We start from the raw sequence: 18,776 nt of genomic DNA, 5'->3' as shown, positions 1-18,776 counted from the left end.
TCACTTTCTCAGGAACATCCCCTAACTGCTTCATTCCTATGAATGGACAGGACAGCGAGACAGATGAACAACGGATCGAGCCCCATACTCTACGGCATCATTGCCGGCCTCCTCGCCGCCATTCTCATGGCTGCGTCGGGCTATGTGCCTGTGCTCTCCGTACTTCTGCTTTCGCTCTCTCTTGCCGCAATTTTCGTGGCTGGCCTCGGTGCAGGCCTGGTGGCAAGCCTGACGGCGATCATCGTGGCCTCGGCCGCCAATGCCGCGCTCTATTCGTCGCTGCCGAGCTTCTTCTTTACCGCCATTCCGTTGCTACCGGCCGCTGCCATGGCCTATCTTGCCAATCTCGCCCGTCCGGCGTCCGAAATTGGCGGTCCGGACACGGCGATGGCCTGGTTTCCGCTCTCCGACATACTTCTCGTCGGCGCCGTGCTGACGGCGATCGCCACGATCCTGACGCTCAGCCTGCATCCCAACATGGAAGAGCTGTTCGATGCCATTGCGAAGGCTGCAATCCAGATGGCGCAGGAAATGTCGCCTGAGTTTCCGGTCGGCGACGAGACAACGGCCCAGATGAAGCTTGTCCTACAATCACTCTGGCCGCTGGTTCAGAGCCTGCAGATGCTGATCGCGCTTTTCTTCGGCTATTATATCGCAAACCGCATCCTTGCAGCATCGCGTCGCAACACGCGTCCGCGGGAAGATATGCCGACGAGCCTCAGGATGAACCGTCTGGCCATTCTGATCTTCTTTGGCGGTATCGTGCTGATGTTTGGCGGCGGCATGATCGCGCTCATCGGAGCGAGCTTTACCGGCGCTGTTGCCGGCGGCTTTCTGCTTTCGGGCTTTGCCATCATTCACAGCCTGGTGCGCGGAAAGGCCTGGAGCCTGCCCGTTCTGGTGCTGATCTATGCCGTAACGCTGATGGTGCCGCTGATCGGCATCGCCATCATCTTGGCCGGTGGTCTGGCCAATCCGCGCCGGACCATTGCCCTGACCCCACAGAAACCCAACCCATCCAATCAACCCTGAAAGGAAACGAAAATGGAAGTCATTCTCCTCGAGCGCGTGAACAAGCTCGGCCAGATGGGCGAAACCGTCAAGGTTCGCGACGGCTATGCACGCAACTACCTTCTGCCGCTCGGCAAGGCGCTGCGCGCCAACGAAGCCAACAAGAAGCGCTTCGAAGCCGAGCGCAGCACGCTGGAAGCCCGCAACCTCGAGCGCCGTTCGGAAGCCCAGAAGGTTGCCGACCAGCTCGACGGCAAGTCCTTCATCGTCGTCCGTTCGGCTGGCGAAACCGGCCAGCTCTATGGTTCGGTCGCTGCCCGTGACATCGTCGACGTTCTGGCTGCCGAAGGCTTCAACATCGGCCGCAACCAGGTCGATCTCAACACGCCGATCAAGAACATCGGCCTGCACAAGGTCGTTCTGCACCTGCATGCCGAAGTCGAAATCTCCGTCGAACTCAACGTTGCCCGTTCGGCTGACGAAGCCGCCCGCCAGGCCAAGGGTGAAAGCCTCACCTCTGCCGATGCCATCTACGGCGTCGACGAAGATGCCCTGAAGCCGGAAGATTTCTTCGATCCGAACCAGATGGAAGACGGCGACGAAATGTAAGATCAGGTTCGGATTACGCTCCGATCCTTGAGCCTCCGGCAGCCTCTGCCGGAGGCTTTTTGTTAACCATGAGTTGAATTTGCGACCAAATCTGAGCCTTTCCGCTCCTGAAACGTTTTTTCATTCGCTTGAAAAAGCGTAAATCTTTGATACGTTAATTAACTGTTAATCCAAATTGCATGCGTGCCGGCACCGGCAGGCGCCGGCCACATACTGTGTTCTGACAATTGCGTATGGAGATAACATGATGACATCTCTGGTCAGCCGGTTCATTGCATCCATCGTCCGGCGCGGCAATCTAACAATCACATTTGCAAACGGAACCCGGCGAACATTCGGCGATGGCAGTGGCAAGCCGGTGCATGTCGAATTCACCACGGCGAGCGCAGAACGGCAAGTCCTGTTCGACCCGGAATATTATCTCGGCCATTGTTATGGCGAAGGCACCCTGATCCTTAGGCAGGGGTCGATGTATGATCTGCTCGAGGTCGTGTTCACCGGCAATCCGGATGGCGGGCTTGAATACAAGCCCTGGATGAAGGCGCTCGGCAAGCTTCGCTACTGGTTTCGCCATATCCGCGAGAACAATGTCATTCACCGTTCGCGCGCCAATGTGCAGCATCACTACGATCTCACCGGCAAGCTCTACGACCTGTTCCTCGATCAGGACCGGCAATATTCCTGCGCCTATTTCGAAAATTCCGACAGCGACCTCGAAGAAGCGCAGTTGGCCAAGAAGCGCCATATCGCCGCCAAGATGGTGATGAACCGGCCCGGGCTTTCGGTGCTCGATATCGGCTGCGGCTGGGGCGGCATGGCGCTTTATCTGGCCCGCAATGTCGGCGCCAAAGTCAAGGGTGTGACGCTCTCCGATGAGCAGCTCGCTATCGCCCGTGACCGCGCCGGTCAGTCGGGCATTGCCGATCGGCTGGATTTCCAGTTACAGGACTATCGCCATGTCACAGAACAGTTCGACCGGATCGTTTCGGTCGGCATGTTCGAACATGTCGGACGGCCGCACTATCAGGCCTATTTCGACAAGGCGGCGCAACTGCTGAAGAAAGATGGCGTGATGCTGATGCACACGATCGGTCGCACCGACCAGCCGAGTGTCACCAACCCCTTCATCGAGAAGTATATCTTCCCGGGCGGCTATATTCCGGCACTGTCCGAAGTGATGCCGGCGATCGAGAAATCGGGGCTCAAGATCACCGATATCGAGATTCTCCGGCTTCACTATGCCGAAACCCTGCGCGCCTGGCGGGAACGGTTCATGTCCCGCTGGGACGAGGCCAAGGCACTCTATGACGAGCGATTCTGCCGGATCTGGGAATTTTATCTGGCGGCTTCGGAAAGTGCCTTCCGCTGGCAGAATCTGGTGATCTTCCAGTTCCAGCTCGCCCATGATCAGGAAGCGGTGCCGTTGACCCGCGACTATATCCAGACGGCAGAAAACTGCCTGCGCGCGGCCGAGCAGAAGAACGGGCTTTTGAACTTCCCGCATCAGGCCGCGGAATAGGCAATCGCCACTTTTCGTTATGGGGCCCATCGACCTATCATGTCGGTGGGCCTTTCGATTCGGAAGAGTCAATGCAGCTGCGGCAAAATGGTGGGGCTTTTCCACCGTCTCCCGCAGGCCTGTGGGAATCGTCGATAAACCGGCTTTTCCGAAATAGAAGACGACTCTTGCGGCGGATTCGCCCTATAGGATCGACCGATTGACACAGACCGAAAGACAGAGCTCATGAAGGACGTTGCGCGCAGATTGTCGGCGATTTCCAACACGGAAGCGACCCCGACCTATCGCGAATCCCCGAACAATATCGAGGCCGAACAGGCGCTGCTCGGTGCGATCCTGGTCAACAACGATGCCTTCTATCGTGTCTCGGATTTCCTGAAACCGGTTCATTTCCATGAACCGCTGCACCGGCGGATCTTCGAAGTTGCCGGTGACATCATCCGCATGGGCAAGATGGCCAATCCGGTCACGATCAAGACCTTCCTGCCAGCCGACGAAAAGGTCGGCGATCTGACCGTCGCGCAATATCTCGCCCGTCTTGCCGCTGATGCGGTCTCGATCATCAATGCTGAGGATTATGGCCGCGCCATCTATGATCTGGCGCTGCGCCGGTCGCTGATCACCATTGGCGAGGACATGGTCAACATCGCCTATGATGCGCCGCTCGACATGCCGCCGCAGGCCCAGATCGAGGATACCGAACGGCGCCTGTTCGAACTTGCCGAAACCGGCCGTTACGATGGCGGCTTCCAGAGTTTTGCCGATGCCGTCAGCCAAGCGATCGACATGGCCGGCGCCGCATTCGAACGCGACGGCAACCTGTCGGGCATTTCCACCGGCATTCATTCGCTCGATGCCCGCATGGGCGGTCTGCAGCGCTCCGACTTGATCGTGCTCGCCGGACGCCCGGGCATGGGCAAGACCTCGCTTGCCACCAACATTGCCTACAATATCGCGGCCGCATACGAGCCGGAGGTGCTGCCGGACGGATCGTTCAAGGCCAAGAATGGCGGCGTCGTTGCCTTCTACTCGCTCGAAATGTCGGCCGAACAGCTTGCCACCCGTATCATCTCGGAACAGACGGAAGTCTCCTCCTCCAAGATCCGCCGCGGTGACATTTCCGAGGCCGATTTCGAGAAGCTCGTCGCCTGCTCGCAGATGATGCAGAAGATCCCGCTCTTCATCGACCAGACCGGTGGTATCTCGATCGCCCAGTTGGCCGCACGAGCCCGTCGCCTCAAGCGCCAGCGCGGTCTCGACGCGATGGTGGTGGACTATATCCAGCTCATGCAGGGCTCGAAGAAATCGGGCGAAAATCGCGTGCAGGAAATCACCGAAATTACCACCGGCCTCAAGGCGCTCGGCAAGGAACTCGGCGTGCCGATCATCGCGCTGTCACAGCTGTCGCGTCAGGTCGAAAGCCGTGAAGACAAGCGGCCGCAGCTGTCGGACCTGCGTGAATCGGGCTCGATCGAGCAGGACGCCGACGTGGTGCTGTTCGTGTTCCGCGAGGAATATTACGTCAAGAACCTTGAACCGCGCGATCCGGACGATCCGAAATATGCGGAATGGGAAGCGCAGATGGACAAGGTCAAGGGCACGGCCGATGTCATCATCGCCAAGCAGCGTCACGGACCGACGGGCACGGTGAAGCTGGCCTTCCAGTCGGAATTCACCCGCTTTACCGATCTGGCCGATCCGAGCTTCACCCAGTACGAACACTAGGGTCAAAGATCGAGATGGAAGCGGGCTTTGGCTTCATGCCACCCGCCTTCCCGCTCGTAGAAGCGGATCGCGTCGCTATTCCACTGCGGTGTCTGCCATTCCAATCGCCGGCATCCGGCAGAACGAGCCACATCGGCAACCGCCATCAGGAGACGTTTGCCGAGCCCCTCGCCCCGATGGCCTTCTCTGACATAAAGGCAATCGAGATGGGCGTAGCGCTCGGCGCGCCACAACGCGGTATCGAAGGTCAGGGCGGCGTAGCCGAGCGGTCCATCGTGGCCGCAGGCGAGAAGGATCTGGATCGCCAAACCGGGTGCCAGGAGCACCCGTAACTGTTCCAGCGTGATGGGGGCATTCGACCGTTCAAAGGCCGCATGCGCCCGTATCATTGCCAATATCTCCTCGGCATCGTCCGGTTCGGCCCTGCGGATCGTGATCATCATCCGGCCTCGACTGCAGTCAGGGCAAAGCCCTCGTCCAGCCAGCCCGTAATGCCGCCGGCCATGATCTTGACCGGGCGGCCAAGTTCCGCGAGCCGCAAGGCGCCGCGTGCGGCTCCATTGCAATGCGGGCCGGCACAATAGGTGACGAAGATGGTCCCTTCCGGCCATTCGGACATGCGGTTTGCGGTAATCTTGCCATGCGGCAGGCTGACGGCACCCGGAATGTGGCCGCGTGCATAAAGCGCCGGACTGCGGACGTCGAGCAACACGAAATCCGCTCCCTTCGACAGCGCATCATGGGTGTCCCAGCAATCGGTCTCGAACGCGAACTCGGCGGCAAAATGTTCGCGTGCAATGGCGCTGGGGGCTGGTGAAATTGCGGTGACGGCGCTGGCCATGGGGCTGTTCTCCTTGTTGATGTTGCGATCATCGTCTGGCAGACAGCTCTTTACAATTGGCGCAAATGACAATAATCGTCAAAATAATGACAAAGCAATCAGACCAGTTGACCGGCCCCAGCGTCATCGCGCTCGTTTATGACGGGCTGTGCACCTTCGAGTTCGGGATCGTCACCGAGATTTTCGGCCTCAACCGGCCGGAGATGGGCTCAAACTGGTACCGGTACGCCAGCGCCGCAATCGATGACGGACCAATGCGCGCCCATGGCGGACTGACCGTCGTAGCCGATGGCGGCCCGGATCTGATCAACACGGCCGACATTATCGTCGTGCCCGGCTGGCGCGGCCAGGACATGCCGGTGCCGGACGATCTCTGCCAGCGGTTATGCGCGGCCCATCAGCGCGGCGCGCGCCTGGTTTCGCTCTGTTCCGGCGCCTTTGTGCTTGCCGCCACTGGCCTTCTCGATGGAGGCACAGCGACCACGCACTGGCGTTATGCCGAAGCATTGCGGCGCCGTCATCCCTCGGTCCAGGTCGATGAAACTTCGCTTTACCGCAGCCATGACCGGATCTTCACGGCGGCCGGCAGTGCTGCCGGCATCGATCTGCTGATCGAACTCGTGCGGCTCGATTATGGCGCCAAGGCTGCGAATTCGGTCGCTCGCCGGCTGGTGATGCCGGCGCATCGTACTGGTGGGCAAGCGCAATTTCTCGAACGGCCCGTCGCGACGCGCGAAGGGAGCGAGATTGCGCCGCTTCTGGATTCGGTCCGCGGCGACCTTGCTGCCGACTGGACGATCGCCAGCATGGCCCGGCTATGCCGGATGAGCGATCGCACCTTTCTCCGACGTTTCAGCGAAGCGACCGGCGCCACACCCGGCGATTGGCTCGCCGCAGAACGGGTCGATGCCGCCAAACAGTTGCTCAGTCATGGCGACACGGCGATGGAGGATGTTGCGCAGGCTGTCGGCTTCGGCTCGGCCCATACGATGCGGCATCACTTCCGTCAAAGGCTGGGCATCAGCCCGACCGCCTACAGGGCCCGCTTCATGGACGAACTGGTTCAGAGCCCGGCTTGAAAGGCTCGTGCGTCAAAGTCCTCCTCCTCGCAGAAGCGCCACCGCGACCACACCGATCGTCAGGCTCGCCAGCATCGGCAGACGCAATGCCGCAAGTGCTGTCAGGCCGCAGGCGATCGTCTCGGCCAAGCCGGTCGCAAAGGCCGTCGGCGCGATCACAGCCATGAGGACGGCTGGTGGAATGGCTTCCAGGATCCGCTTCTGGCGGTCGCCGATGGTGGCGAACCGGTGGATCACCAGACCCGACAGGCGCGTCATGATGGTGACAAAGGCCATCGCGAGGATGGCGGCGAATGTTGCGGGATCGATGGTCACCGTGCCCCCTCCTGCCGCTCCGTGATCGCGGCGGCGATGAGACCAGCCACCGCACCGGCCGCGATATACCAGACACCCGGCAGCAGATGATGGACAAGGGTCGCCATGGCAGCGCTCGCGAGCAGTACCACAGCGGTCGATCGTCCCTTCCAGAAGCCAATGACGAGCACGACGAACACGGCAGGAAAGGCAAAATCGAGACCGATCACCGCCGGATCGCCGATCAGGGCGCCGATCATTCCGCCGGCAAAGGCCGCAAGAACCCAGACACAATAGAAGGGCGCGACCAGACCGGCAAAGAAGGCGGGCGTCAGGCGCCTCTCACGGGCGCGGAATTCCGCTATTGCCCAGATTTCATCGGCGAGAAACAGCATCGCCAGCACCTTCTCGCCGGAGCCGAAGGCATCGAGCCGACCGGCCAGCGACGCGCTCATCAGCACATGGCGGATGTTGACGAGCAGTGCGGCAAAGCCGAGCGCGCTCCAGCTCGCCGGATGGGTCCAGAGATCGATGGCGACGAATTGCGAACCACCGGCGAAGACCAGCGCGCTCATCAGCCCCGCTTCCATCATCGATAGACCCTTGGCCACAGCTGCAGCGCCGAACACCATGCCGATCGGGATGACAGCCACAATCAGCGGCGCGATCATCCGCACCCCGCCTGAAAATTCCCCCGATATGCTGTGCCTTGTCTCTGGTCCGATCTGTCCGTGCATGTCTGCTCCTGCCCTTCTTAGGTCGGAGCGTTTCTAACCGCAGAGAGAAGCCGGTTCTTGCACGAAAGTGCTGTCACCCCCTACGGAACACCGAGGGTGTGATCCCGGTGCGGGCCTTGAAATGGCGGCTGAAATGGGCCTGATCGGCAAAGCCGCAGGCGAGCGCCGTCTCGGCGATTGCCTCGCCGCGCCGCAACCGCTTGCGCGCTTCCCGAATGCGCAGATCGGTCTGGTAGGCATGCGGCGTAGTGAAATAGGTCTTGCGAAACGCACGGATCATATGGGCGCGGCTGAGGCCGGTCACTGCACTCAGCCGTTCCAGCGAGATCTCGTCGGCAAAATGGGCGGCGATATAGTCGCGGGCATGGCGAATGGCGATCGGCTCGCTGGCGGAGGGAAGCACCAGAAGCTGGCTGCCATGGCGCTGGAACATCGCGGCCAGCACCGAAAACATCCGCTCCTCGCTTTCAAGCTCGCTGGCGCCATTTTCCAGCGCCCGGTGCGCGCGATGAAAGCGTGCCGCCAGTTCCGGATCCTGCAGCAACTGCCGGGAAAAAGCCGGCGTTCCCCGAAAGCTGCGTCCCGTCACATCCTCGAGCACGGCGGTGAAATAGGCCTGGTCCGGATAGATCATCCGGTAGCGATAGCCCTCCTCCACGCCCGGCGCGCCATCATGGATTTCGCCGGGATTGATGAGATAGAGCGAGCCGGGACCGGTATCCTCCCTCTGGCCACGGATCATGGCGCGCTGGCAGCCGGCCTCGATGGCACCGATCGAAAAGGTATCGTGGGCGTGCGGCGCAAATTCATGGGTGAGAAAGGTTGCCTGCATGCATTCCATGCCGGCGAAGCGCCTGTCGCGCCAGAACCGCGTCATTTCTCCTTTGGCGACCGGAAAGGCCTCGGTCGCCTCTTTCTGCGAAACACCCTGCATGGGAGGAGTTTAGCGCGGCAGTGTCATGACGTCTTGAACAAAAGTGCTGCACCGGTCGATCGACCGGGCAAGACGCATTGCACCGGTCTTGTTTTGGCATTATGCAGCCGGCCCATGACCATAGCGCTTTCCGACCCCGCGACTGATTTCGACCATGCCGGTGCCCGGCTGACGATCGATATCGGCGCCATTGTCGAGAACTGGAAGGCGCTTTCGGCGCGCGCAGGCGCGGCGCGCACCGGTGCCGCGATCAAGGCCGATGCCTATGGGCTCAGCGCGAAGACGATCGCGCCGGCTCTCGCTAGAGCCGGGTGCCTCGATTTCTTCGTTGCCGATCCGGCCGAGGGCGCACGGATCCGCCCCTCTCTACCGGACGCGCGCATCTTCGTTCTCTCCGGCGTCTGGGAAGGCCAAGAGCGGATCATCCTCGAGCATGGGCTGATCCCGGTCATCGGATCGATGGAACAGTTGGCTCTGTTCACCGGCACGACCGCCCCCTTCGCGCTCTATGTCGATACGGGCATGAACCGGCTCGGCGTCACGGTTGGCGAAGCCTTTGCGCTGGCGCGGAATGGCGTGCGACCCGAGCTGGTTGTCAGCCATCTTGTGTGCGGCGATCAGCCCGATCATGCGATGAATGCGGCACAATGCGAATCCTTTCAGGCGGTTGCGGCAGCCTTTTCGGGTATTGAATCAAGCCTTGCCAATTCCGCCGGCATCTTTCTCGGATCGCGCTACCATTTCGACCTAACCCGCCCGGGCATTTCGCTTTATGGCGGCGAGGCAATCAACGGCCAGCCGAACCCGATGCGGACCGTCGTCTCCGTCGAGGCGCGCATCCTGCAGGTGCGGTCCGTCAAGGGCGGCGATGTGGTGAGCTACGGCGCGACCCACCGCTGTTCGCAGGATGGCCGCATCGCCATCGTCGCCGCCGGTTATGCGGATGGCTGGCACCGTTCGCTGTCGGGATCGGGCGTGCCACTGCGTCAGACGGGATTGGCCGGCGCCAGCGTCAGCATCGAGGGGCAGCGGGCGCCGATCGTCGGTCGCGTGACGATGGATCTCACCATGATCGACGTCACCGACATTGACGAAAAGCTCGCCCGGCCTGGCACTTACGTCGAACTGTTCGGACATGGAATCACGCTCGATGAAGCAGCCGCGAGCGCCGGCACCATCGGCTATGAACTGTTGACCAGCCTTGGGCGCCGCTACCGGCGCCGCTTCCTCTAACAGGCCGCTACAAATCGTAAGCCTGTGTAGCTGAAGCGTGGTGACCTCTTCTCCCCAGCGGGGAGAAGAGCGAACGCGCCGTATGCTCCTGACAAGCCTATTCCGCCGCCTGCAGCCCAGGCTCGCGATAGGGCGCCACCGTTATGGCGATACCATTCAGCACCGAGTTGCCGGAGAGCGGATCGCGCGCCGCCTCATCGAGCAGGCGGTTGACATTGACGCCCGGATTTCGGGCGGCCAGCCCCAGCCGGGCACCAGCGAGATCATGGCCCCAGCCGTGCGGCACCGAGATCACGCCCGCCATCATGTCATCCGACCATTCGATCTCGACGACAATCGAGCGTCCCGCCGCCGACAGGATCGCCTTGCCGCCATCGGCAAGGCCAAGGCGGGCGGCATCGTCGGGATGGACGAGCGCCTTGCAGCGGTTCGGCCCCTTGGCGAGGATCGGCAGATTGTGCATCCAGCTGTTGTTGGAGCGCAGATCGCGCCGGCCGATCAGCAGCATCTCCGGGACCGGATCGGACAAATCCGCCTCGACACGCGCGAGATCGGCGATGAAGAGCGGTGGCGCCAGTTCGATGCGGCCGGAGGGCGTGCGCAAGAGTTCGGGCATGCGCGGTTCGTGCAGCCCGAGATCGAGCCCCTTGCCGGAAGCAATCACCTTGGCAAGCGTCAGCCCATCCGGCTTTGTCCCGAACTGGTCGCCATAGGGACCGGTCCGCAATTCGATCTCCACCAGCCGCTCCGGTCCGCTGAAGGCACTCGCAGCGGCCAGAACCTGCGGCGCCAGATCGCCGGCAACGCGGCTGATTTCCGCGAGCGTCAGTTCGTCGTCGAGTGCTTGGAGATCGGCATCGGCGCCGAGCCCGCGCAGGATTGCCTGCAGACGCAAAAGCATCTGCCATTCATGCGGACGACTGTCCGGATCGGCGATCACCGGTTCGGAAAAGCGGGCGGTGTTGCGCCAGGCGAACTGGTTGAACACATAGTCCCAATGCGACTCGGCAAGCGGCGACAGGCCGGGCAGGATCACATCGGCATGGCGGGTCGTTTCGTTGAGATAGATGTCGAAGCTGATCATGAAATCGAGCTTGTCCAGGGCCTCTGACAGGCGGTCGCCATTGGGCGTCGACAGGACCGGATTGGTGCCGATCGAAATCAACGCCCGCAGGCGATCCTCGTTCTCGCTTGCGATTTCACCGGCCAGCGAGGAGACCGGAAATTCGCTCATCACCTCGGCAATGGCTTCGGCGCGGCTCGTATAACGGCCCAGCGCAACGCCGCGACCGATGCCGGGCTTTCCTCTCGTGTTGGCCGCAAAGGCAGCCGCCTTCGGGAACATCGCCCCGCCCTCGCGGTCGAGATTGCCGGTGAGGATGTTGATGACATCGACGAGCCAGCTGTTGAGCGTTCCAAAGGATTGCACGCAGGTTCCGATACGGCCATAGAGCACGGCGCGTTCCGTTTTCGCCAGCTGGCGCGCGAGATCGCGGATCGTTTCGGCGGTCATGCCGCAACGATCGGCGACCCGCTCGGGCGAGTAAGGCTCAACGGCGGCCCGCAGGTCCTCCAGCCCATCGAGATGATCGGCAAGATGCCCCGTATTGACGAGGTCCTCGGCAAACAGTGTCTCGACGATCGCCAGCAGCAGGAAGACATCGCTTCCGGGCCGGATGAACAGATGTTCGCTGGCAAGGCGCGCAGTTTCGGTGCGGCGCGGATCGATGGTGATCATGCGGCCACCGCGTGCGATCAGCGCCTTCGCCTTACCCTTGAAGTCCGGCACCGTCCAGAGACTGCCGTTCGAGGCCGCCGGGTTGGCTCCCAGCACCACCAGCAGATCGGTGCGAGTGATATCCGGCACTGCAATCGACATCCAATGGCCGAACATCAGGCCCGAGGAGACATGTTTGGGGATCTGGTCGACGGTGGAAGCCGAATAGACATAGCGCGTCCGGCTCTGGCGGATCAGCCGCTGGGCATAGAGCGCCAGCGAATAATGATGGGAGACCGGGTTGCCGAGCACGAAGCCGAGTGCATCCGGCCCATGGGCCGCGAGGATCGGCAACAGCCGCTCTTCGATCAGCGCGAAGGCCTCGTCATAGCTTGCCTCGACAAGTCGCCCGTCCTTGCGGATCAGCGGCGTCCGCAGCCGGTCGGGATCGTTGTGGAGATCGGCGAGTGCCACGCCCTTGGGACAGATGTAGCCTTCCGAGAAAGGATCATCCTCCGCGCCGCGGACGGCAATGACGCGGCCATTCTCATGCGTGACGTCAAGGCCGCAGGCGGCCTCGCACAATGGACAGATGCGGTATCCCGTTTCGATCGCCATGATGTCCTCCCATCGAAGCCAGGCATGACTATCAGCCATTTCGCGCTTTCGTTCAATGGTGAACATTCATGACCCTATTGCCGCACCCGGACGTCGATCCGCCCGACAGGCCTTGACGGCGGTTGAAGCGAACCCCATTTCGCGCTAGGGCACATATTCAAGAACAAGGAGTATATCCGTCATGAGCCTCGTCGACACGATCCGCAACACGCTGGTGCCCATTCACAAGGAAGGCTACAAGTTCATTGCCGCCTTTTTTGCTGGATCGGTGGTGCTCGGCCTGCTTTGGCAGCCGTTGTTCTGGATCGGCCTGATCCTGACGGCCTGGTGCGCCTATTTCTTCCGCGATCCGGAACGGTTCACACCGCAAAGCGATGATCTGGCGATCAGCCCCGCCGATGGCAAGGTCTCGCTTGTCACCCGCGCACTGCCGCCGTCCGAGCTTGGTCTCGGCTCCGAGCCGATGCTGAAGATCTCGGTCTTCATGAACGTGTTCAACTGCCATGTGAACCGTGCGCCGATGACCGGTACGGTCGAACAGATCGCCTATCGCGCCGGCAGCTTCCTGAGCGCCGATCTCGACAAGGCAAGTGCGGAAAACGAGCGCAACGGCATGGTGCTGACAACGGCGCGTGGCCGCATCGGCGTCGTTCAGGTCGCCGGTCTCGTCGCCCGCCGCATTCTCTGCTGGGCCGTTCCGCACACGTCGCTGGAAACCGGCGAGCGTTTCGGCCTGATCCGGTTTGGCTCGCGCCTCGATGTCTATCTGCCGGAAGGGTTCACGCCCGCCGTCACCGTGGGCCAGACGGCCATTGCCGGCGAAACCGTGCTGGCGAAGTTCGGCACCGAAGACGGCCCCACCATTTCGCGTCGCCAGTAACCGGAGCCGATCATGGACAATGCCGCGATGCCGCCCCCCGACAATGGCCACCATGATGATGGTGCTCGCGGGCCGCGCCTGCGTGAAATCCCGCTGCGCATGATGGTGCCGAACCTGATCACGGTTCTTGCGATCTGCGCGGGTCTTTCCGGCATCCGGCTGGCCTTCGAGGGCCGCTATGAACTCGCCGTATCGATGGTTCTGCTCGCAGCCTTTCTCGACGGGATCGACGGGCGCGTGGCACGCATGATGCGCGCCACCTCGAATTTCGGCGTCCAGATGGATTCGCTGGCCGATATCGTCAATTTCGGCGTCGCTCCTGCGCTCGTCCTTTATGTCTATACGCTCGATCAGGCCCGTTCGATCGGCTGGATCGCCGCTCTCATCTATGCGATTGCCGCCGGCCTCAGGCTCGCCCGTTTCAATGTCATGGCCGAGCGTCCGACCAAGCCGAAATGGCTGTCGGAGTATTTCGTCGGCGTTCCGGCTCCGGCCGGCGCACTACTCGTTCTTTTGCCGGTCTATGCCGGTTTTCTCGGCATCGAGGCGACGCCGCTGTTCGGCTATATTTCCGCCGCCTACACGGTCGCGATCGGCTATCTGCTCGTCTCGCGCATTCCGGTCTGGTCCGGCAAGGCGCAGGGCATGATCCGGCGCGAAAACGCGCTTCCGTTCATTCTCGTCGTCGTGCTCTATGTCGCGCTGCTCATGAGCTTCACATGGGAAGTGCTTGCGGCAACGTCGGTGCTCTATCTCTGCACCCTTCCCTTCGGCGCCCGTCACTGGATGAAGAAATACGGCAGCCTTCCAGCCTCCGAGACCGATGTCGAGGAAGGCTTGGTGCCGGTGGACCGGACGCGCACGAGTTCCGGCGACGATTGATCCGTTTGCGCGGGACGGGATCCTCCCGCGCACACCAGGAGCGCCTCACTGTGGCAAGCGTTCGGCGGCCAGCTTTTCGGCGCTTACATAATCGGTCTTGCCGCTTCCCAGCACCGGGATCTGTTCGACGCTGACGATATCTTGCGGCACCATCAGTTCGGTCGCGCCGAAACTGCGCGAATAGCGCCGCAACTCATCGAGCACGGCCGGCTTCTTCGTCGTAACCAGCACGATCCGTTCGCCCTTGCGCTTGTCCGGTAGCGCGATGGCCGCATGCTCGTCTTCCGGCCAGAGATGCTGCACCATGATTTCGACGGCGCCGAGCGACACCATCTCGCCGGCAATCTTGGCGAAGCGCTTAGCCCGTCCCACGATCGAAATGAAACCGCGCTCGTCGATCGCGACGATATCGCCGGTATCGTGCCAGGGCCCCGACATCATCTGCACTTCACCGGGACGGTTGGAATAGAGATAGCCCAGCATCACGTTCGGACCGCTGATCAGCAGTTTGACGCCTTCATCGATGCCCTCGACCACCTCGGTCATCATCTCCATGCCCGGCAACAGACGACCGACAGAGCCTTCCTTCTGCATTGAGGAGGAATTGACGGCCACGACGGGGGATGCCTCCGTCATGCCGTAACCTTCGACGATCTCGGCATTGAACCGCTCGCGGAACAGGGTCCGCGTCGGTTCGCGCACCGCCTCCGCTCCGGCAACGATCAGCCGCAAACTGTCGAAATCACCCTCCTTGGCGGCCTTGCCATAGGCATGCAGAAACGTGTCGGTGCCGAACATGATGGTGGGCTTGAGCTTGCGCGCCACCCCGGGAATGATCTTGTAGTGGATCGGCGACGGATATTGATAGAGCGTGATGCCGAAGAGCAGCGGCAGCAGCGTTCCGCCCAGCATGCCGAAGGAGTGGAAGGCCGGCAGGACGTTGAACAGCATGTCGGTCGACGAAATATCGATGCGGCAATCGGCCTGGACCGCGTTGGCAATCAGATTGCGCGAGGAGAGCACGACGCCCTTGGGCGTTCCTTCCGAGCCGGAGGTGAAGAGGATCAGCGCCGGCGCATCGATTGATCGCCTTTCAAGCGGGCGGCGCCAGAGCAGAAGCGCCACCAGCTTTTCCCAGAGCGTAATTTCGCCGCTCAGATCCTCGACATAGACCAGCCGCGTACCTTCGGTTTCGATCCGTTTCACCAGCGCTTCGAGACTGGCCTTTTCGATGAAGGCGCGTGAACTGATCACGGTTCCGATGCTCGCCGTCCTGAGCGCCGAGCCGATGGCGGCAGGTCCGGCGGTATAATTGAGCATGGCGGCGATCCGTCCGCCCGACAGCAGGCCGAAAAGGCTCATCACCATGACATTGGTATTGGGCAGTAGCACGCCGACTGCCTCACCCGGCTTTGACAGCGACCGATAGCGATTGCCGAGCGCGCGGGCCCCGACGAGGATCGAACGATAGCTGAGCTTGCCGCCCAGCGCATCGAGCAGGATTTCCCGCCCGGGACCGAAAAGGCGCGCGCTCGCCACCAGTGTCTCGAACAGGTTGGCGGAAAAATTCATCGAATTGAACTTGGCCAGCGTCAGCCCGTCCATCATCCGGTCGGCGATCGTCTGGTCAGTATAGCCGCTGAGGCTGAATTCGGGTGCGGCGGCCAGCACCATCTGCGGCAGTAGCGTTCGCGGCGCCTGTTCGGGCGTGGCGTGCGACCAGAGCGAATGGCGGGTGCCGCGGATGTAAAGCGGCTGGATGCGCGTGTTGGTGTCGCGCGCAATCGCGCCAACCTCACGCAGAAGCGCCTGCGTTTCAGGCGAAGCCTCGACCTGCGGCGGCAGGTAGAGGCAGATATAGCCCTGGCTGGCGAGTACCGATCGGATCAGGTTGTGGCCCTGGCTGTCGGCCATGTCCGGCGTCAGGTGGAACGTCTCGATCGGCAGCACCGATTGCAGGATCGCCCGGTCGAGACCGGACTGTTCGAGGATGCAGTAAAGTACCGGCCCCCGCGTTTCCGCCGCTGGCGGCAGTCCCTTGATCCGCAGCCCGTAAAGGAACTTGTACTGGGAAAATTTCAACGCCTGGGGAAAGGTGCCGCCGATTTGCCGCCTCTCGCGGAAAGCCGTCGCCAACCAGACGAGCATGGCGGCACCGACGACCGCCAGAATGGAACTGAACACGCAGACCCCCCAAGGCTGAACACTGCAACTATTTTGCCAGTCGACTGTGTTCGCAAGAAGAATTTCTGCGACAGTGGCAATAATCCTCCGCTTTCACCGCCGTTTTCGGCGGCAATAGCGAAAAATCAAGTTACCCAAGGCGTCGATGACAGGGGGGTCGGCTTACGGCATCGAATAGGAGGCGAAACGCTTCTCGCGAACGATATAGAGTTTCCCGGTCTCGGTCATCTCGGGCGCCACAAGCGGCATCAGGTCGGCGGCCACTTCGGACGGATGCGGCAGCGTTGCCGGATCTTCGCCCGGGAAGGCCTGCGCGCGCATGGCGGTGCGGGTGGCTCCGGGATCGACAGAGAGGATCCGCAACGGCAGGCGTTCTGTCTCGGCGGCCCAGGTGCGCGCCAGCGCTTCGACGGCGGCCTTGGAAGCGGAATAGGCGCCCCAGAACGGCCGGCAACGATGGGCTGCCGCCGAAGAGAGGATCAGCGCCCTGCCCTGATCGGATTTCTGCATCAAGGGATCGACCGAGCGGATCAGCCGCCAGGTGGCGGTGACATTGATGTTCATCACCTTTTCGAACACCTTGGCCTCGATATGGCCGACCGGCGAAATCACGCCCAGAATGCCGGCATTGGCGACCAGGATGTCGAGCTTGCCCCAACGTTCGTGGATTGCACCGCCAAGCCCATCGATCGCGCCCATATCGGCGAGGTCGAAAGGCACCAGGGTGGCGCTGCCGCCAACCGCCTTGATGGCATCGTCGAGTTCTTCCAGACCACCGACGGTGCGCGCGCAGGCCACCACATGGGCGCCGGCCTTGGCCAGTTCGATGGCGGTGAAATAGCCGATGCCGCGCGAGGCGCCGGTGACCAGGGCGATGCGGCCGGAAAGGTTGATGCTCATGCTTGTCTCTATGTCCGTTATTCGTTTGAAGGCCTGTCGCGTCTCACCGCTTACGGCAGCCACCGGGTCTGCTACAGAGCGACTTAGCCGCCGGCGGCCAGAACCGAGCGCTTGGAACCGGCGGTTTCCGCATCCTTGTCGAGAAGGCGGGTCGGATAGTCACCGGTGAAATAGTGGTCGGTGAATTGCGGCTTCTTGGGATTGCGCGCTTCGCCGCCGACTGCCTGATACAGCCCGTCGATCGACAGGAAGGCGAGTGAATCGGCGCCGATATGTTTCGCCATCGCATTGACATCGGAATACTGGTTGGCGAGCAGCTTGTCGGCATCCGGCGTATCGATGCCATAGAAGTCCGGATAGAAGATCATCGGGCTGGCGACGCGGATATGGACTTCCTTGGCGCCGGCATCGCGGATCATCTGCACGATCTTGATCGAGGTCGTGCCGCGGACGATCGAATCGTCGACCAGAACCACGCGCTTGCCGGCAATCATCGCCCGGTTGGCCGAATGCTTGAGCTTGACGCCGAAAGCGCGGATCTGCTGCGTCGGCTCGATGAAGGTGCGGCCGACATAGTGGTTGCGGATGATGCCATATTCGAACGGGATGCCGCTCTGCTGGGCATAGCCGAGCGCTGCCGGCGTGCCGCCATCGGGAACCGGCACAACCACGTCAGCCTCCACAGCGGCTTCCTTGGCGAGGTTCATGCCCATGTTCTTGCGCGCGACATAGACGCTGCGGCCGCCGACGACCGAATCCGGGCGGGCGAAATAGACATATTCGAACAGGCAGAGCCGCTCGGGCTGCGGATTGGTCGACTTGCGCTCGTCGATGGTGATCGAACCATCCGGCTGCATTTCGCAGATGATGACTTCGCCATTCTCGACATCGCGGATATACTTGGCACCGATAATGTCGAGCGCGCAGGTTTCCGAGCAGAAGATCGGCTTGCCGTCGAGTTCGCCCATCACGAGCGGGCGGATGCCGATCGGGTCGCGAGCGGCGATCAGCTTGGTGCGGGTCAGCGCCAGCATCGAATAGCCGCCTTCCATCTGGCGGATCGCATCGATGAAACGGTCGGTGGAATTGGTATAGCGCGAGCGGGCGATGAGATGCAGCACGACTTCGGTATCCGAGGTCGACTGACAGATGGCGCCGCCTGCAATCAATTGCCGGCGCATCGTCAGGCCATTGGTGAAATTGCCGTTATGGGCAACGGCAATGCCGCCGACTTCGAGTTCCGCAAACAGCGGCTGCACGTTGCGCAGCGCCACTTCGCCGGTGGTCGAATAGCGTGTATGGCCGATCGCCATGGCGCCCGGCAGTTTGGCGAGGGTTGCCGGGTTGGTGTAGTGATCGCCGACCAGGCCCATATGCTTTTCGGCACGGAACTGCTGGCCATCGAAGGAGACGATACCGGCGGCTTCCTGGCCACGATGCTGGAGCGCATGCAGGCCGAGCGCTGTCAGCGTCGCCGCCTCCGGATGTCCGAGAATCCCGAACACGCCGCATTCTTCATGCAGCGTGTCGCCGTCGAGTTCGTCAATCATCGTGATGGCTGCGCCGTCGCTCATTTTTTTGGCCCCTGGGTCTGGTTGGGGTTAAAAATTCAG

Annotated in this window: 17 protein-coding genes; 8 read left to right on the top strand and 9 right to left on the bottom strand. The window is 61.7% G+C overall.

The features are described 5' to 3' along the window. Window positions 1-63: 63 nt before the first annotated feature. The 4 genes from Q4481_RS06810 (at window position 64) to Q4481_RS06795 (ending at window position 4,864) form a co-directional block, all read left to right on the top strand. A complete protein-coding gene (locus Q4481_RS06810; RefSeq protein WP_304375577.1) occupies window positions 64-1,032 on the top strand; it encodes a DUF2232 domain-containing protein in 969 nt (322 codons plus the stop codon). A 12-nt stretch (window positions 1,033-1,044) separates the two neighbouring features. Next, on the top strand, window positions 1,045-1,620 hold the full coding sequence (gene rplI / locus Q4481_RS06805; RefSeq protein WP_304375576.1) for a 50S ribosomal protein L9: 576 nt from the start codon (window positions 1,045-1,047) through the stop codon (window positions 1,618-1,620). Between the two features lie 244 nt (window positions 1,621-1,864). After that, complete coding sequence (locus tag Q4481_RS06800; RefSeq protein WP_435532492.1) at window positions 1,865-3,139, top strand: cyclopropane fatty acid synthase; 1,275 nt, start codon at window positions 1,865-1,867, stop codon at window positions 3,137-3,139. A gap of 225 nt (window positions 3,140-3,364) precedes the next feature. Next, window positions 3,365-4,864, top strand: coding sequence for a replicative DNA helicase (locus tag Q4481_RS06795; RefSeq protein WP_304375575.1), 1,500 nt, complete (start codon window positions 3,365-3,367; stop codon window positions 4,862-4,864). A gap of 2 nt (window positions 4,865-4,866) precedes the next feature. Here the strand turns inward: Q4481_RS06795 and Q4481_RS06790 are convergent, their stop codons facing one another. Both Q4481_RS06790 and Q4481_RS06785 read right to left on the bottom strand, forming a co-directional pair. Beyond that, window positions 4,867-5,307 (bottom strand): GNAT family N-acetyltransferase, encoded by a 441-nt coding sequence (locus tag Q4481_RS06790; RefSeq protein WP_304375574.1) that lies wholly within the window; start codon window positions 5,305-5,307, stop codon window positions 4,867-4,869. Next, the gene (locus Q4481_RS06785) at window positions 5,304-5,705 is read right to left on the bottom strand and encodes a rhodanese-like domain-containing protein (protein WP_304375573.1); all 402 of its coding nucleotides are present in this window, start codon (window positions 5,703-5,705) and stop codon (window positions 5,304-5,306) included. Before Q4481_RS06785 ends, Q4481_RS06790 begins: the two co-directional genes overlap by 4 nt. Window positions 5,706-5,791: 86 nt before the next feature. Here Q4481_RS06785 and ftrA point away from each other — a divergent pair, with 86 nt between their 5' ends. Then, window positions 5,792-6,784 carry a transcriptional regulator FtrA gene (gene ftrA, locus Q4481_RS06780; RefSeq protein WP_304375572.1) on the top strand — a complete coding sequence of 331 codons (993 nt, stop codon included), beginning with the start codon at window positions 5,792-5,794 and terminating at the stop codon, window positions 6,782-6,784. A gap of 12 nt (window positions 6,785-6,796) precedes the next feature. Here the strand turns inward: ftrA and Q4481_RS06775 are convergent, their stop codons facing one another. From Q4481_RS06775 to Q4481_RS06765, 3 genes are all read right to left on the bottom strand, one after another. Continuing rightward, on the bottom strand, window positions 6,797-7,099 hold the full coding sequence (locus Q4481_RS06775) for an AzlD family protein (protein WP_304375571.1): 303 nt from the start codon (window positions 7,097-7,099) through the stop codon (window positions 6,797-6,799). Further along, window positions 7,096-7,749 (bottom strand): AzlC family ABC transporter permease, encoded by a 654-nt coding sequence (locus Q4481_RS06770; protein WP_304375570.1) that lies wholly within the window; start codon window positions 7,747-7,749, stop codon window positions 7,096-7,098. Before Q4481_RS06770 ends, Q4481_RS06775 begins: the two co-directional genes overlap by 4 nt. Window positions 7,750-7,888: 139 nt before the next feature. Then, entirely contained in the window at window positions 7,889-8,749 is an 861-nt protein-coding gene (locus Q4481_RS06765; protein ID WP_304375569.1) for an AraC family transcriptional regulator, read from the bottom strand. 114 nt (window positions 8,750-8,863) lie between these two features. Here Q4481_RS06765 and alr point away from each other — a divergent pair, with 114 nt between their 5' ends. Beyond that, window positions 8,864-9,982 carry an alanine racemase gene (gene alr / locus Q4481_RS06760; protein ID WP_304375568.1) on the top strand — a complete coding sequence of 373 codons (1,119 nt, stop codon included), beginning with the start codon at window positions 8,864-8,866 and terminating at the stop codon, window positions 9,980-9,982. A 97-nt stretch (window positions 9,983-10,079) separates the two neighbouring features. On the opposite strand, the gene Q4481_RS06755 is transcribed toward alr, so the two are convergent. After that, a complete protein-coding gene (locus Q4481_RS06755; RefSeq protein WP_304375567.1) occupies window positions 10,080-12,317 on the bottom strand; it encodes a molybdopterin-dependent oxidoreductase in 2,238 nt (745 codons plus the stop codon). A 181-nt stretch (window positions 12,318-12,498) separates the two neighbouring features. On the opposite strand from Q4481_RS06755, the gene Q4481_RS06750 reads away from it, so the two are divergent. Together Q4481_RS06750 and pssA are read left to right on the top strand one after the other, a co-directional pair. Then, complete coding sequence (locus Q4481_RS06750; RefSeq protein ID WP_304375566.1) at window positions 12,499-13,197, top strand: phosphatidylserine decarboxylase; 699 nt, start codon at window positions 12,499-12,501, stop codon at window positions 13,195-13,197. Between the two features lie 12 nt (window positions 13,198-13,209). Next, on the top strand, window positions 13,210-14,079 hold the full coding sequence (pssA, locus tag Q4481_RS06745) for a CDP-diacylglycerol--serine O-phosphatidyltransferase (protein ID WP_304375565.1): 870 nt from the start codon (window positions 13,210-13,212) through the stop codon (window positions 14,077-14,079). Between the two features lie 45 nt (window positions 14,080-14,124). Here pssA and Q4481_RS06740 read toward each other — a convergent pair whose 3' ends face one another. The 3 genes from Q4481_RS06740 to purF form a co-directional block, all read right to left on the bottom strand. Next, window positions 14,125-16,263 (bottom strand): AMP-binding protein, encoded by a 2,139-nt coding sequence (locus Q4481_RS06740; protein WP_304375564.1) that lies wholly within the window; start codon window positions 16,261-16,263, stop codon window positions 14,125-14,127. Between the two features lie 162 nt (window positions 16,264-16,425). Beyond that, window positions 16,426-17,163, bottom strand: coding sequence for an SDR family NAD(P)-dependent oxidoreductase (locus Q4481_RS06735; protein WP_304375563.1), 738 nt, complete (start codon window positions 17,161-17,163; stop codon window positions 16,426-16,428). Between the two features lie 83 nt (window positions 17,164-17,246). Beyond that, complete coding sequence (gene purF / locus Q4481_RS06730; RefSeq protein ID WP_304375562.1) at window positions 17,247-18,737, bottom strand: amidophosphoribosyltransferase; 1,491 nt, start codon at window positions 18,735-18,737, stop codon at window positions 17,247-17,249. Between the last annotated feature and the right edge of the window lie 39 nt (window positions 18,738-18,776).

Source organism: Fluviirhizobium alvei, from assembly GCF_030551875.1.
Taxonomy (GTDB): Bacteria; Pseudomonadota; Alphaproteobacteria; order Rhizobiales; family Rhizobiaceae; genus Rhizobium_E; species Rhizobium_E alvei.
Note: the sequence above shows the minus strand (reverse complement) of the source record. Positions and strands in the feature narration are given on the sequence as shown.